This window comes from Agrobacterium sp. SORGH_AS_0440 (assembly GCF_031453135.1).
Lineage (GTDB): Bacteria > Pseudomonadota > Alphaproteobacteria > Rhizobiales > Rhizobiaceae > Agrobacterium > Agrobacterium pusense.
In genome coordinates, this window is the sequence record NZ_JAVIYR010000003.1 from 378,015 (window position 1) to 391,561 (window position 13,547).

The 13,547-nt window shown below is 57.5% G+C and carries 15 protein-coding genes and 3 pseudogenes; 10 read left to right on the forward strand and 8 right to left on the reverse strand.

Features of this window, described 5'->3' with window-relative positions:
- Nucleotides 1-47: 47 nt before the first annotated feature.
- On the reverse strand, nt 48-524 hold the full coding sequence (locus QE453_RS24670; protein ID WP_309778576.1) for an Hsp20 family protein: 477 nt from the start codon (nt 522-524) through the stop codon (nt 48-50).
- A 230-nt stretch (nt 525-754) separates the two neighbouring features.
- On the opposite strand from QE453_RS24670, the gene QE453_RS24675 reads away from it, so the two are divergent.
- Entirely contained in the window at nt 755-979 is a 225-nt protein-coding gene (locus tag QE453_RS24675; protein ID WP_309778577.1) for a hypothetical protein, read from the forward strand.
- Nucleotides 980-1,020: 41 nt separating this feature from the next.
- Here the strand turns inward: QE453_RS24675 and QE453_RS24680 are convergent.
- From QE453_RS24680 to groES, 4 genes and pseudogenes are all read right to left on the reverse strand, one after another.
- A pseudogene (locus QE453_RS24680) lies at nt 1,021-1,691 on the reverse strand (amylo-alpha-1,6-glucosidase); the annotation flags it as partial.
- 82 nt (nt 1,692-1,773) lie between these two features.
- Nucleotides 1,774-2,196 (reverse strand): hypothetical protein, encoded by a 423-nt coding sequence (locus QE453_RS24685; protein WP_309778579.1) that lies wholly within the window; start codon nt 2,194-2,196, stop codon nt 1,774-1,776.
- 89 nt (nt 2,197-2,285) lie between these two features.
- Nucleotides 2,286-3,914, reverse strand: a complete 1,629-nt coding sequence (gene groL, locus QE453_RS24690; RefSeq protein WP_309778581.1) for a chaperonin GroEL — start codon at nt 3,912-3,914, stop codon at nt 2,286-2,288.
- A gap of 53 nt (nt 3,915-3,967) precedes the next feature.
- Nucleotides 3,968-4,282, reverse strand: coding sequence for a co-chaperone GroES (gene groES / locus QE453_RS24695; RefSeq protein ID WP_309778583.1), 315 nt, complete (start codon nt 4,280-4,282; stop codon nt 3,968-3,970).
- Nucleotides 4,283-4,559: 277 nt separating this feature from the next.
- Between groES and QE453_RS24700 the strand changes: the two genes are divergently transcribed.
- From QE453_RS24700 to QE453_RS24710, 3 genes and pseudogenes are all read left to right on the forward strand, one after another.
- Nucleotides 4,560-4,832 (forward strand): aspartate-semialdehyde dehydrogenase, encoded by a 273-nt coding sequence (locus QE453_RS24700; protein ID WP_309778585.1) that lies wholly within the window; start codon nt 4,560-4,562, stop codon nt 4,830-4,832.
- Between the two features lie 90 nt (nt 4,833-4,922).
- Nucleotides 4,923-5,213, forward strand: a complete 291-nt coding sequence (locus tag QE453_RS24705; RefSeq protein WP_309778718.1) for a hypothetical protein — start codon at nt 4,923-4,925, stop codon at nt 5,211-5,213.
- A gap of 57 nt (nt 5,214-5,270) precedes the next feature.
- A pseudogene (locus tag QE453_RS24710) lies at nt 5,271-5,668 on the forward strand (Hsp20 family protein); the annotation flags it as partial.
- A gap of 161 nt (nt 5,669-5,829) precedes the next feature.
- On the opposite strand, the gene QE453_RS24715 reads toward QE453_RS24710, so the two are convergent.
- A complete protein-coding gene (locus QE453_RS24715) occupies nt 5,830-6,126 on the reverse strand; it encodes a DUF982 domain-containing protein (protein ID WP_309778587.1) in 297 nt (98 codons plus the stop codon).
- Between the two features lie 224 nt (nt 6,127-6,350).
- Nucleotides 6,351-6,743 carry a hypothetical protein gene (locus QE453_RS24720; RefSeq protein WP_309778589.1) on the reverse strand — a complete coding sequence of 131 codons (393 nt, stop codon included), beginning with the start codon at nt 6,741-6,743 and terminating at the stop codon, nt 6,351-6,353.
- A gap of 199 nt (nt 6,744-6,942) precedes the next feature.
- Here QE453_RS24720 and QE453_RS24725 point away from each other — a divergent pair, with 199 nt between their 5' ends.
- The 4 genes and pseudogenes from QE453_RS24725 to QE453_RS24740 form a co-directional block, all read left to right on the forward strand.
- Nucleotides 6,943-7,329 (forward strand): transposase, encoded by a 387-nt coding sequence (locus tag QE453_RS24725; RefSeq protein WP_309776123.1) that lies wholly within the window; start codon nt 6,943-6,945, stop codon nt 7,327-7,329.
- Nucleotides 7,326-7,670: an IS66 family insertion sequence element accessory protein TnpB gene (gene tnpB, locus QE453_RS24730; RefSeq protein WP_309776121.1), complete on the forward strand. Its 345-nt coding sequence runs from the start codon at nt 7,326-7,328 to the stop codon at nt 7,668-7,670. Before QE453_RS24725 ends, tnpB begins: the two co-directional genes overlap by 4 nt.
- A gap of 73 nt (nt 7,671-7,743) precedes the next feature.
- The gene (gene tnpC, locus QE453_RS24735; protein ID WP_309776119.1) at nt 7,744-9,333 is read left to right on the forward strand and encodes an IS66 family transposase; all 1,590 of its coding nucleotides are present in this window, start codon (nt 7,744-7,746) and stop codon (nt 9,331-9,333) included.
- Nucleotides 9,334-9,825: 492 nt separating this feature from the next.
- Nucleotides 9,826-10,016 (forward strand): annotated as a pseudogene (locus QE453_RS24740) (IS3 family transposase); the annotation flags it as partial.
- A gap of 18 nt (nt 10,017-10,034) precedes the next feature.
- Here the strand turns inward: QE453_RS24740 and QE453_RS24745 are convergent.
- Nucleotides 10,035-10,874, reverse strand: a complete 840-nt coding sequence (locus QE453_RS24745) for a class I SAM-dependent methyltransferase (protein ID WP_309778590.1) — start codon at nt 10,872-10,874, stop codon at nt 10,035-10,037.
- A gap of 318 nt (nt 10,875-11,192) precedes the next feature.
- Between QE453_RS24745 and gmd the strand changes: the two genes are divergently transcribed.
- The gene (gene gmd, locus QE453_RS24750) at nt 11,193-12,263 is read left to right on the forward strand and encodes a GDP-mannose 4,6-dehydratase (protein WP_142187276.1); all 1,071 of its coding nucleotides are present in this window, start codon (nt 11,193-11,195) and stop codon (nt 12,261-12,263) included.
- Nucleotides 12,247-13,239, forward strand: a complete 993-nt coding sequence (locus QE453_RS24755) for a GDP-L-fucose synthase (protein WP_182590779.1) — start codon at nt 12,247-12,249, stop codon at nt 13,237-13,239. Before gmd ends, QE453_RS24755 begins: the two co-directional genes overlap by 17 nt.
- Nucleotides 13,240-13,547: the final 308 nt, after the last annotated feature.

Sequence of the window (13,547 nt, forward strand, 5' to 3'; positions counted from 1 at the left end):
CGATGTACCCGGCGCCCTCTTTGCTAACTGTGCTGTTGTTGATGACCTTAAGCTGCCTGCTTTCCGGCCTCGATTTGTTTCGTCTCGGCCTTCGGCAGAGCCATATCGGTCGAAATCTCGATCTGGCGCGGTTTCATCGCTTCAGGGATTTCGCGCTTGAGGTCGATGGTCAGCAGACCATTGACGAGGCCAGCGCTCACGACCTTGACATGATCGGCAAGCTCAAATCGGCGCTGGAACGACCGGCCGGCGATGCCACGATGCAGATACTGCACATCGTCGGCATTCGCCTTCTGGCCCGATATGAAGAGCAGATTCTGTTCCTGGGTGATCGTCAGCTCGTCCTGCAAGAAGCCCGCCACTGCCATTGCAATGCGGTACTCGTCATCGCCGGTTTTGACGATGTCATACGGGGGCCAGTTGTCGATCGTCTCGATCCTGCTTGCGGCTTCGAGTGCATTCAGCATTCGGTCGAAACCGATGCTCGACCGGAACAGGGGGGAGAAATCGAGGTTTGTCCTCATAGCCATATCCTCCTTATAAGCAACATGGATACAAGGAGACGCCAAGAGCACATGGCGCCTCCTGGACTTGTCGATCCCCGATTGGGCAATCGAATAATACTGATATAATTCAGTGACTTGTGGTTTCAAGGGGTGAGGAACTGGCTCCCGGTAAAAAATTGATTTTTTTGTTTGCGTCACCAGATTCGGGTGAGGGCAGATACAAAGAAGCCAAGAAAGGAGCAATGGACATGACAATGAAGTCCGACGACGTCATCACCATCCTTGGCCCTGTCGACGAAACTCTTGTGGCCGATGTCATCGCGACGGGCGCTACGCAGGCTGAACTCTCCGAGGCCGTTGCGTGGATCAACAATGATGAAGCGTTGATCGGCGAAGGGCGGCGTCTGCCGGCAGGCAGGGTGGCCGCGCTAGTTGATCTGCTGACCGCCGATGAGGAAGAGCAGGCCGATTAGCCCGGTCGGCAAGGCTGCCGCTGGCGCAATCGCTGAACCGGTCATGCCGTCGTGAGAATCCGGACATCACCCTGCGGTCGATCACGTCAACCACCACATGGCGGCCGGAGCGGCGAAGAGCAACGTCGGCCGAGCCGGTGCCAGCCAGCAGGTGCTTCAGTGTGACCTCGTCGAGAAAGGCCGGCAGGTGTGGCTCCTCGAATTTGATGCGCAAACCATGCGGATCGAAATCGAGGCCGAGGCAGGATTGTAGCAGGAAGAGCGGCGCTGCGGCCGACCATGCTTGTGGAGAGCAGGCCACGGGATAGAAGGTCGGCCCCTGTGCGCGCTGGCGAGGCAAACCGCAGAAGAGTTCCGGAAGCCGGCGCAGGTCGATATACGTTGAAGCCGCAAACAGCCCCTCGAAGATCCGCGCCGCTTCAGCGCGATAGCCATAGCGAGCAAGTCCGCTGGCAATCAGGGCATTGTCGTGCGGCCAGATCGAGCCGTTGTGGTAGCTCATAGGATTATAGCGCGTCTCGGTGGAAGGAATGATGCGGATGCCCCAACCGCAGAAGGACGACGCGCTCATCACCGTGTGGGCAACCTGTTTCGCCCGTTCCGGATAGGCTATGCCGGTGAAGAGCGCGTGGCCTGCATTGGAGGATCGCACCCGGCAGGACCGTTTGTCTCCGTCGAGCGCAAGGACGTAGGTCCCCAGCTCATCGGCAAAACCTCCTCAATTGAGCAAAGAGTCGTCGGTAAAAATCAGGTCCGCGTCCTCAAGGAGGCACGCGGCAGGTCAGATGGACGGGCTAGATCTCGAGTGGCCGTCGGCGGCTGTCTTCTTTCCGGTAGCTGCACAGGCCCAGGACGCCAAATCGGCGCACTCTCGGTCTCCGGCGATTGGTTCTTTGGAGATTGAAGGGAGAAGACGAGCCCAGTTCCCCGCTTTGCTCATCGTCCTTATCCAACGCCTTCAGGGCTTCGATGATGTCGTCATAGGAGACCGCGTTATCCGTACCCGGATAAAGCCGAAAGCCCGGGATGGACTTGATGGCAAAGATGTCGGATGCCCACGAGGCAAGAATGGCCCGCTTTTCCTCGTCGCCGATGCCGTCGGCAGCAAGCACGTCACGAGGGTGATCGAAATGTTTGGCCGGGTGAAGCAGATGCGCGGCGGTGATCGCGGCTGTGGCTTTCTCCGGTACCGAGTTCCTGATGTTTTCCTTTCTCATGGCTTGGCTCCATTGATCTTGACCGATGGAACTTGGTTGAATGGTGGGAGGCCCGCCTCTGACGGACGCTGCGGGCCTCCTCGATCAGTTTAGAAGTCCATGCCGGCGCCGGCCGGCAGCGCCGGTGCGGCTTCCTTCTTGGGCTTTTCGGCAATCATGGCTTCCGTCGTCACCAGCAGGCCGGCGACCGAAGCGGCATCCTGGAGCGCGGTACGGACGACCTTGGCCGGATCGATGACGCCTTGCGCGTAGAGGTCGCCGTATTCGCCGGTCTGCGCGTTCCAGCCAAAGGAGAAGTCCGTCTTCTCGCGCAGCTTGCCGACGATAACGGAGCCTTCCGCGCCGGCGTTTTCGGCGATCTGACGGACGGGTGCCTCGATTGCACGGCGGACGATCTCGACGCCGACTTTCTGATCCTGGTTGGCGGTGACGAGATTGTCGAGAGCCCTGACGGCCCGCAGCAGCGCAACGCCACCGCCCGGGAGGATGCCTTCTTCCACCGCTGCACGAGTGGCGTGCAGCGCATCGTCGACGCGGTCCTTCTTTTCCTTTACTTCGACTTCCGTCGAGCCGCCAACCCGGATGACGGCAACGCCGCCGGCGAGCTTGGCGAGACGCTCCTGCAGCTTTTCGCGGTCGTAATCGGAGGTGGTTTCCTCGATCTGGGCGCGAATCTGAGCAACACGACCGTCGATCTCGGACTTGGAACCTACACCGTCGATGATGGTGGTGTTCTCCTTCTCGATAGCCACCTTTTTGGCGCGTCCGAGCATGTTGAGCGTGACGTTTTCAAGCTTGATGCCAAGGTCTTCGGAGATGACGGTACCACCGGTCAGGATGGCGATGTCTTCCAGCATGGCCTTGCGGCGGTCGCCGAAGCCAGGCGCCTTGACGGCAGCGATCTTGAGGCCGCCACGCAGCTTGTTGACGACGAGCGTTGCAAGGGCTTCGCCTTCGACGTCTTCAGCGATGATCAGGAGAGGCTTGCCCGACTGGACCACCGCTTCGAGGACCGGCAGCATGGCCTGCAGGTTCGAGAGCTTCTTTTCGTGGATAAGGATATAGGGGTCCTCAAGCTCGACCCGCATCTTGTCCTGGTTGGTGACGAAGTAGGGCGACAGATAGCCGCGATCGAACTGCATGCCTTCGACGACTTCAAGTTCGGTTTCTGCGGTCTTTGCTTCCTCTACGGTGATGACGCCTTCGTTGCCGACCTTCTCCATCGCCTCGGCAAGATAGCGGCCGATCTCCGTATCCCCGTTCGCAGAGATTGTTCCAACCTGGGCGATTTCGGAGTTGCTGGTTATCTTACGAGCGTTGGTCTTCAGCTCCTTGACGACAGCATCGACCGCAAGATCGATGCCGCGCTTCAGGTCCATCGGGTTCATTCCGGAGGCTACCGCCTTGGCACCTTCCTTGACAATTGCCTGGGCGAGGACAGTTGCGGTCGTGGTGCCGTCGCCGGCCAGATCGTTTGTCTTCGAAGCGACTTCGCGCAACATCTGCGCTCCCATGTTTTCGAACTTGTCTTCAAGCTCGACTTCCTTTGCGACCGAAACGCCGTCCTTGGTGATGCGCGGCGCACCGAACGACTTGTCAATCACCACGTTGCGGCCTTTCGGGCCGAGCGTCACCTTTACAGCGTTGGCAAGAACATCGACCCCACGCAGCAAGCGTTCACGGGCATCGGTGTGGAACTTGACTTCCTTTGCAGCCATTTTTTTACTCCTCAATAGGCAGCTATCTGACTGATGGTTGTGGTGCTGGATACTCAGGCGGCTTTCTTCTGCTCGGCCTGAGCCTGGATGATGCCCATGACATCGCTTTCCTTCATGATCAGCAGGTCTTCGCCATTGATCTTGATCTCGGTACCGGACCATTTACCGAACAGGATGCGATCGCCTACCTTAACGTCGAGCGCCTGGATCTGGCCGGACTCGTTGCGCGCGCCGGGGCCGACGGCGATGACCTCGCCTTCCTGTGGCTTTTCCTTGGCAGTGTCGGGAATGATGATGCCGCCTTTGGTCTTTTCTTCGGATTCGACCCGACGGACGAGAATTCGGTCATGAAGCGGTCGGAACGACATGTTTCCTCCAATGGACAAACAATGGTGACGTTGTTCCCTTGGCCGGACCGGATGACCAGTCCGGGCGGGTGCAAAACCTCGATCGAGCGTTTTGCGCGACATGATCTGGTTTCGCGATTTTCGATTTCAAGAGGAGCGGCTGAAAAAATTAGCACTCGGCCCAGATGGATGCTAACGCTTTGGAAAGGAACAACTATTGAGTTAACGCGTTCGGAAATTCGTTGATGGCTGCAAAATTTTGCGCCACCTTGGGATTGTCATGAAATGGAGATGAAGCATGCAATTCTCATCCGATCTCGAACGGCAACTGAATGGCTACGGCCTCACCACCGCACACATCCTCTACCGCATTCCCGATTTCGAATCCGTTCTGCAGACCTATGTCTGGCAGGAGTACGATCTGGCCCCTGATTTTCCCGAGATGCACAAGTTCCTCGATTTCTGGCAGGCGAGTCTCGACGGCCCGCTCCATTCCATCCGCTACACCCACCAGAGGCTGATCGGGCCGAACGAATGGCGACGCGTCGAAGGCGAGCTCAAGCTGCAATGAGGGCTTGACACTAAAATCTGCTATTCCTAGCTCTTTCGCGGCCGAGGCTTGATGAGCTCGGTCGGCATCGCTGTTCAGAGTGAGACCGAAATGGAAGAGAAGATGAAAATTATTAAAGACCTCAGCATCGAGGAACGCGAAGAGGTGTTTGTCGACGTCGCGCGCGTCCTGGAAGGGACCGCATACGAGGCCTATGTCGAAGGGAACCGCCACTTTGCCGCACTTTCGGCCAATATGGCGCAGGCGATCCGCGTCAATGCCGATGAACTGGCACGCGACGATATCCAAAACGCCGAGCGTGTGTTGCTGCAGGCCACGGCCATGATCTCACAGTTCAATGCCGTCCATCCCTACCGGATGGTGAGCAAGGCCGTGCACTGACGATCCCAACACTGTTCCGTCTTCGCGCGATCGTCGCGCTATGACGATTGCGCTTTGGCCCAGCGCGCCCGTTCGATCAGCGACTGGCCGCCCTATGACATCGTCGAGACTGGCGATGACAGCTACCAGATTTCGGTCGCGGTCGCAGGGTTTGCCGAGGACGAGCTCGACATCACCTTTCAATCCAACCTTCTCACCGTTACCGGCAAGAAGCAGGACGCCTCCGCCGATGAATACCTTCATCGCGGTATAGCCGGCCGGCCTTTTGAACACCGTTTTGAACTGGCGGACCATGTCAGGGTGAATGGCGCCGATCTCCGCAACGGTCTTCTGTCTATCGATCTCGTTCGCGAGATTCCTGAGGCGATGAGGCCGCGTCGGATCGAGATTGCGAGGGAAACGCTCCGCCGAAGGCCGAGATCAAGCAGATCGAGGCGGAAAAGCAGGCGGCTTAAGGTTCCATCACAGTGCAGTGCGCAAGCAGGCGCCCGGCCATGCCTCGGCGCCCAGTCGTTCGTGGCAGCTTGCGGGGATTCGATGAGCAGATCTCCCATGGAGTCCTATCTGGGCGATCTTGAAAGATGGCCGCGGCGGCTGTTGGCGGTCGCGGGCATCGCTACATACCGCTTATGTTGCGGTCATACGCAACATTGGCGAAATTCGGCACGTCCTCGATGGCTGCCAGTATACCCGCCTTCTTCAGAAAACGCTCGAGATTGCTACGCGCCGCTGCGAGCGGGTAGCGCCCACTCGCAGCTTCCCGGCACGCCCGAAGCAGAGTTTCATGGGGAAGCCCACGTTGGTCGTGGGGCCAAGTCTCGAGCAGATCGAAGGCATCATCGAGGCTGGCAATCTCCTCAATGTAGTGCTTTCGCTGAACGAATAGCGGGTGTTCGAACAGATTGACTGTCATCGCGTCCTCCTTTCTTGGTCAGTCGGCGTGCAAGAATCTAGGAGAAGAATGTGACACTTCAACCGGTCATTCTGTCATTATCGCCGGTGCGAAACGGCACTTGGCGGTCGCCTTGGACATCGCTTTGTCGTCTGCTCGACTTCCCTCAAGGCGGGCGAAGCTCTTGCTGTAAACCGGGCGCTGCTCACCGGCCCCTTTCAGCTTTATTGCGCGCGTGAAGGCGATCAAGCGTCAGCGTATAGCCGAACGAAACCCGCGAGACGGACCATTTGGGTAGCTCGACCGTCCTGAAGCATGGTGTTCATCCGTTCCATAACCGCGGCATTAGGCTCTCCGCAAATCTCGAATGCGGCAACCGTGCAATGCCGCATTACTTCAGCAATGTACGGATCGGCAAGCCGCCAGTGTTCTAGGATCGCCTCGGAATCCCGATAAAGTTGATAGCTGATGGCAGTCAATTGCTTTTCGTCGATGAACGTTTGCACCATGAGTTGCGGGCCATTTTCGCTCACGAAATCCACCGCGGCGTGAATGGCTTGCTTGAACGCGTCAACATGACCTTCAGCAATCTTCATCGTATTGCGAAATAGGATCATTTGATCAGGCTTTGGTTCCATCTGGTATGAATCCCTTCTTAGCTGTTCCATTGTTCAACCGGCATTGCCCACTTGATGTTCACGAAACTCACGAAGCTTGGCGACGCGTTCCGACGGCTTGAACCGTGTTCAAATCGTAAGCGGCAAGGAAACCCCATCTGGCGCGGCTGATGCTGAGTAGGGTATTTCGGGCGTAGGAGTTCTCTGAATGTGAGGATCTATGTCTAGACCTGCGGCTAGCCTTGGGTTGATGCGAATGATCGAGGCGGTGCCCGATCGCCTTGACGGGTCGCCGCGACAGTTGCGGCGGTTCTGGTCCGACGAATTCAAGGCCACAGCGGTTGAGCAGGCTTGTCAGCCCGGTGTGAACATGTCGGCAGTGGCGCGGCAGATCGGGATCTTGCCGTCTCAACTCTACCGCTGGCGTAGAGAATTGTTGGGCAGTGATGAGCCTGGACAAGCACCAGCGGCAGTTGATCCGCAGAGCGTCGCACCTGACCCCGACCCCGTCGTCGAAATCGTCATTGACGGTATCGTCGTGCGGGCCGGCCGGCATGTCGAAGAAGTGCATCTGCAGCGTGTCATCCGAGCGGTTCGCTCAGCATGATCCCCGCAGGTGTAAAGGTCTTCCTCGCCAGCCATCCCATCGACTTCCGCAAAGGGCCGGACAGCCTGCTGTCGCTGGTGCGCGATGCTGGCAGTGATCCGTTCAACGGCTCGCTTTATGTCTTCCGGGCCAAACGGGCCGACCGGATCAAGATCGTCTGGTGGGATGGATCCGGGGTCTGCCTCTACTCGAAGCGGTTGGAGAAGGCGCAGTTCTGCTGGCCGCGGATAGGCCACAACCGAGTCCAGCTCAACCATGCCCAGCTCATGGCGCTCGTTGACGGCATGGACTGGAAACGGGTGCGCTCGGTGGCGGTGAAGCCGCCGGAGATTGTTGGGTAAATGCCTGCGGCAAAGTGAATCACCCGCCTGAAAGGGCAGGCAAACCGGAGCAAAATATGCTCTGGTAGACGTCATGACGCCGCCCGATCTGCAGCTCCCGGATGATGTAGATACCCTGAAAGCCATGGTTCTTGCCATGGCCGAGAAGGCCGCGCGCACCGATGCTCTTGAGAGCGAGGTCGCAGACCTGAAAGCCAGAAACGCCGATGCTGATGAACGCATCGAACGACTGACCCAGATCCTGAAAGCCTTCGATCGTGCCCGCTTTGGCCGGCGATCGGAAAAGCTCGGCTCTCCAGGCATCGATGATGAGCAGCAGGCCTTTGTCTTCGAGGAAATCGAGACCGGCATCGCGGCGATCCGAGCCAAGGTGAACAAGGGTGCCGCCCATACCGAAAAGCGTCCGCCGCGACCGCGCAAGGGCTTTGCTCCTCATCTGGAGCGGGTCGAAGTGGTGATCGAGCCGGATGAACTGCCCGAACACATCGGCAAACAGAAGGTGCTGATCGGAGAAGACGTCTCGGAGCGACTGGACGTCGTGCCGGCGAAGTTCCGCGTCATCGTCACCCGCCGACCGAAGTATGCCTTCAAAGATGAAGACGGTGTCATTCAGGCAGCCGCACCCGCGCACATCATCGAGGGCGGCATTCCGACGGAAGCGCTTCTCGCCCAGATCGCGGTCTCGAAGTATGCCGATGGCCTTCCGCTCTATCGGCAGGAGGCAATCTATGCCCGCGACAAGGTCGAGCTTGACCGGAAGCTGATGGCTCAATGGATGGGCAAGCTCGGCTTTGAACTTGATATCCTGGCCGACTACATCCTCGCCGAGATCAAGAAGGCTGAGCGTATCTTCGCTGACGAGACAACGTTGCCGACACTCGCGCCCGGATCCGGATCGGCCAGGACGGCCTGGCTATGGGCTTATGCCCGGGATGACAGACCCTTTGGTGGCAGTAGCCCGCCGATGGTTGCCTATCGCTTCGAAGATAGCCGTGCTGGCGATCGGGTCGCCCGGCATCTGAGTGGCTATCGCGGTATTCTGCAGGTTGACGGACATGGTGCCTATAACAAGCTTGCCAGATCTGACGGAGGCAATGACGGCGTGATGCTGGCCTACTGCTGGTCCCATAGCAGGCGCAAGTTCTACGAGCTCCACGCCTCAGACAGCTCCAGGATCGCCACCGAGACGGTGGAACTGATGGCGAAGCTCTGGCAGGTGGAAGAAACGGCCCGCGGCCAAAGCCCTGACGCCCGTGTCGCCGCGCGCCAGGCGACATCTGCTGCGGTTGTCACGGAGCTCTTCGCCCTCTGGCAGAAGACGCTACCGCGGATCTCCGGCAAGTCGAAGCTGGCCGAGGCGATCCGCTATACCACCTCGCGTCGCTCCATCTTCGAGCGCTTTCTCACCGACGGCCGCATCGAGCTCGACAACAACATAGTTGAGCGCGCAATCAGGCCCCAGACAATTACGAGAAAGAACAGCCTCTTCGCCGGCAGCGATGGCGGCGGCAGGACATGGGCGACAATCGCGACGCTGCTGCAGACTGCAAAGATGAATTCTGTCGATCCCCAGGCCTGGCTGACGCAAACACTCGAGCGCCTCGCAAATGGCTGGCCTAGTAGCGAAATCGATGTCCTTATGCCGTGGAGCTACAAGGCCTGAACGGCCTCAGCTTGCCGCTTACTCTAAAAAGTGTATATTGCGAAAAAATCATTAAGCTAGAAAAGGTATGGGAGCTGAAATCCTTGTCGGGCCAAGACAGAGGCAACTGGCGCAGGAGAAGTTGCCATGCCCAGCCCATTCCGAAGCCGGAACAGGTTTCTGCGGAACGTTGTTGGAGCGGCGGAGGACCCGCTGTTCTCCGTTGGATATTGCGTTCTCACCGAATGGCTTGATCGGTTTGAGTGTGTCGACGGCGTTGAAACAGGCGGGAGATGATCATGGGAATTCTTAAGCTGGAAGGCGACAAGATTTTTGAATGGCTGGATTATTTCGCCGTCACTGCCGTCCAGACATTGCCAATCCCTAAGGCACTGAATAAGTATCTTGGTACGAACACCTTTGAAAAGCTGTTGCTATACTGTGCCTCTTCTCATCCATCCTTATTGCCCTCGACCTCACTGATAACGGTTTCTCGATCCGGACTGGTGGGGTGCCGAAAGCTTCTTCTATCTCCTGAAGCAGGGAGGATACATCGCAAGGCCTGCCCTTGACGCGATGAAGCTCTTTACGATGTATTCGACTATATCGAGATGTTCTACAACCCGAAACGCAAGCACGTGAGAAACGGAACACTGTCGCACATCGAGTTCGAGAAGCAGCAGAAAATCCAACTCGAGGGTGTCTACGAAACTCGGGGCTATTCAAAAGGACTTGGCGTGAAGGGGGGCATCGTCGCGAACACCATGCAGGTGGTTCGAGGCTGACTGGCCATGGTTGATCTTCCATGCCTCGGGGTCGTCGTTTGCCAGATCGATCATTGATTTTGCGGGCTCGGCGATCAGCGCGACGTTCGGGCTGATCGCGCGCGGAACGAAGGAGAATGGCAGGCTGTCTATTTCGCGCAAGGGCGCGTTGACGCGTATGAGCTGCGCCAGACACCGCCAGTCGAAGCCCTGATGTGACATACGGTGCGCGGGCACCCGGTCCATTTTGTATAGCCCTGCCCAAAACGTTTCTTTCAGGTTCCCGGATTGCCGATTGTAGCCCATCAGGGCGGAGCCCCAGTTCTTGATCCATACGGCTGGCCCGACTTCAACCGGCACCGTGACAAGGAAAATCCGGGGACGAACGATCATGCAGACATGCTCTATGACCCGGACCGCCCGGTTGAGGTGGATATGCTCAAGCGTTTCCAAAGCGATGACGAGGTCGGCCTCAATCGTTTCGTAAAGGCTCTTGTCGGTGGCGTCGCCTACGATGAAACGACAGTTTTCGTATTTGCTGTAACGATCGCGCGCGGCCTCGATAAAAATTGGATCGTAATCGATACCGACATACTCGACGTCGAATTTTTTCAGAATATGTCCGACCGCAGTTCCAGGACCGCAGCCGATATCCAGTATTCTGACCTTCCGATTGCCGACGTCCTTCTGCACTGATTGCAGAACCTCAAGCAGCTTTCGATAGCGGCCCGCATGCAGAAAGCGCGTCACCCAGTTAAAGTTCTGCACTTTTTCGTAAGTCGTCGCGAACGTACCCATCCAAATCCGTCTCCATCAACCGTAGATGATGTCGTCTCGTGATCGCTGCAATTGTAGCGATCGTGCGCGACCCGGCGTCGTATTTCCGAAGTCTGACACGGCCTGCGCGACCTGCAACTCGGCCAAAAGGCTTAAGTCGGAAGGGAGGATACCCACCCCGCCTCCCCTTAAAGGCAGATATCGGCGTGGTGGACGGTGAATCAGCCAGTTCTGAGCCGCCGTCCTCTCCCTTTTGGTATGCTGCCGTGGCGCAGGGCCTCGTTATACCTTTTTTAAGGGGGCGCCATGCGGGGCCGGAACCGCTGGGAGATGTCGTGGATGGTAGACAAGAGAGCCTTGATTATCGGCGTAACCGGGCAGGACGGCGCCTATCTCAGCGAGTTGCTTCTTGCCAAGGGATATATCGTGCACGGCCTGAAAAGGCGGTCCTCCTCATTTAATACCGGCCGGATCGATCACCTTTATCAAGATCCCTTTGAGGAAAACCTTCGCTTTCGTCTGCACTTCGGTGACCTGACGGATGCCACAAACCTGTGCCGTGTCATTCAGGAGGTTCAGCCCGACGAGATCTACAATCTTGGCGCCCAGAGTCACGTCCAGGTCAGCTTCGAGACGCCGGAATACACGGCAAACGCGGACGCCCTTGGCACGCTCAGGCTGCTGGAAGCCATGCGCATCTTGAACCTTGGCGACCGCTGCCGGTTTTATCAGGCGTCCACATCGGAGCTGTTCGGAGGGATGGGCACCGTTGCCCAGAACGAGGGGACGCCGTTCTATCCGAGAAGCCCCTATGCTGCGGCAAAACTCTACGCCTACTGGATGACGGTCAACTACCGGGAAAGTTACGGCTTTCACGCATCCAACGGCATTCTCTTTAACCATGAGAGTCCCATTCGCGGGGAGACTTTTGTCACGCGGAAAATCACCCGCGGTGTCGCGGCCATTGAACGCGGACTCGTGAGCAAGTTGCGTCTTGGCAATCTAGACGCCAAGAGGGACTGGGGGCATGCGCGCGACTATGTCGAAGGCATGTGGCGCATCGTGCAGCAGGAAATACCGGAGGACTATGTCCTTGCGACCGGTGAGGCGCATACAGTGCGGGAGTTCGTTGAGCTTGCGTTCGGCGTGGTTGGCAAAGCCATCGAGTGGCACGGCGATGGCAGCGACGAAGTGGGATACGATGCCAAAACCGGCGACACGATCATCGAAATCGATCCCAGATATTTTCGCCCGGCGGAGGTGGACTTCCTCCTCGGCGACCCCAGCAAGGCGCGCAGGAAACTCGACTGGAGCCACACGACTTCCTTTTGCGACCTCGTTCAGGAAATGGTCGAAGCGGATCTTCGCCTCGTGATGTTGGAAGAGGGAAGAAATGAATTCGTCGCATGAACCGCAAGGAATTCCGTTCAGCTTGAATGGCAAGCGCGTCTGGGTGGCCGGCCACACGGGAATGGTTGGCTCGGCAATTGTGCGACGCCTGCAGCAGGAGAATTGCGAAATCCTCGAAGTCTCTCGCAAAGAACTTGATCTGACCCGGCAGCACGAGACGGAGCAATGGATGGCTGCGGCAAGACCTGAGGTCATTTTTGTCGCTGCTGCGAAGGTCGGAGGCATCGCTGCAAATGCGGCCCGTCCGGCCGATTTCCTTTACACCAACACGCTGATTTCGATGAATATCATGAAAACGGCTGCGGATATTGGTGTCGATAAGCTTCTCTGGATGGGGTCGAGCTGCATCTATCCAAAATTCGCCGCGCAGCCGATCACGGAAAATGCCCTTTTGACGGGTTCGCTGGAGCCGACCAACGAGGCTTACGCGATTGCGAAGATCGCCGCGCTCAAGCTTTCCCAATTCTATTCCCGTCAATACGGCCTGAATTGCGTCTCCGTGATGCCGACCAATATTTATGGGCAGAACGACAATTTCGATCCGCAAAGCTCACACGTCATTCCTGCGATGATCAGGAGAATGCATGAAGCGAAAATCAATGGTCAGAACAGGATCCTTCTATGGGGAACGGGTAGCCCTTTGCGTGAATTTCTCCATGTGGACGATCTGGCGGATGCGTGCTGTTTCCTCATGAAATCGGCGGCGCATTTTCCGCTGATCAATATAGGCTCGGGGCATGAGATATCCATAAGCAATCTGGCCCGTCTGATTGCAGATATTGTCGGCTACGATGGGGAGATCGTGTTTGACACCAGCAAACCGGATGGAGCCCCCAGAAAGCTGCTCGACTGCTCTCTGCTAAACGCGCTTGGCTGGAACTCGACCGTCGAGCTCAGAGACGGAATTCAGGATTTATATCAGCGGTGGCGACAAACGAAGTCGTTGCAGTCGGACATATTACGACAAGCCATTTAACAAGCCCACAAGGGCCAACGGCGCTATTTCTGATCAGGAAGATGGGGTCTGCTTTGCTGACTGACGATAGCTCCACCTGATGGAAACGGCTCTATATAGAGCGGGAGCCCGCCGTCAGCGCCGTTAAATTGTGCCTCCCATGCTGCAAGCCCAACACGGGATTGAGCCGGCGTCTGTTCTCGGACAATCCGCGCAAACTACGTCTAATGTGGTATGAGTGGCGAGCGGTCTGTGGTTCCAGTTTGAGCCGGGCAATATTCTTGCAGATTTCAATCTGAACCCGTCGACACAACAAGATTTGCGCGGCG

Bases quoted from the DNA above. Each gene is read 5' to 3' on its own strand.
- QE453_RS24670 (WP_309778576.1), bottom strand. From the start codon at position 524: ATGAGGACAAACCTCGATTTCTCCCCCCTGTTCCGGTCGAGCATCGGT.
- QE453_RS24675 (WP_309778577.1), top strand. From the start codon at position 755: ATGACAATGAAGTCCGACGACGTCATCACCATCCTTGGCCCTGTCGAC.
- QE453_RS24685 (WP_309778579.1), bottom strand. From the start codon at position 2,196: ATGAGAAAGGAAAACATCAGGAACTCGGTACCGGAGAAAGCCACAGCC.
- groL (WP_309778581.1), bottom strand. From the start codon at position 3,914: ATGGCTGCAAAGGAAGTCAAGTTCCACACCGATGCCCGTGAACGCTTG.
- groES (WP_309778583.1), bottom strand. From the start codon at position 4,282: ATGTCGTTCCGACCGCTTCATGACCGAATTCTCGTCCGTCGGGTCGAA.
- QE453_RS24700 (WP_309778585.1), top strand. From the start codon at position 4,560: ATGCAATTCTCATCCGATCTCGAACGGCAACTGAATGGCTACGGCCTC.
- QE453_RS24705 (WP_309778718.1), top strand. From the start codon at position 4,923: ATGGAAGAGAAGATGAAAATTATTAAAGACCTCAGCATCGAGGAACGC.
- QE453_RS24715 (WP_309778587.1), bottom strand. From the start codon at position 6,126: ATGACAGTCAATCTGTTCGAACACCCGCTATTCGTTCAGCGAAAGCAC.
- QE453_RS24720 (WP_309778589.1), bottom strand. From the start codon at position 6,743: ATGGAACCAAAGCCTGATCAAATGATCCTATTTCGCAATACGATGAAG.
- QE453_RS24725 (WP_309776123.1), top strand. From the start codon at position 6,943: ATGTCTAGACCTGCGGCTAGCCTTGGGTTGATGCGAATGATCGAGGCG.
- tnpB (WP_309776121.1), top strand. From the start codon at position 7,326: ATGATCCCCGCAGGTGTAAAGGTCTTCCTCGCCAGCCATCCCATCGAC.
- tnpC (WP_309776119.1), top strand. From the start codon at position 7,744: ATGACGCCGCCCGATCTGCAGCTCCCGGATGATGTAGATACCCTGAAA.
- QE453_RS24745 (WP_309778590.1), bottom strand. From the start codon at position 10,874: ATGGGTACGTTCGCGACGACTTACGAAAAAGTGCAGAACTTTAACTGG.
- gmd (WP_142187276.1), top strand. From the start codon at position 11,193: ATGGTAGACAAGAGAGCCTTGATTATCGGCGTAACCGGGCAGGACGGC.
- QE453_RS24755 (WP_182590779.1), top strand. From the start codon at position 12,247: ATGAATTCGTCGCATGAACCGCAAGGAATTCCGTTCAGCTTGAATGGC.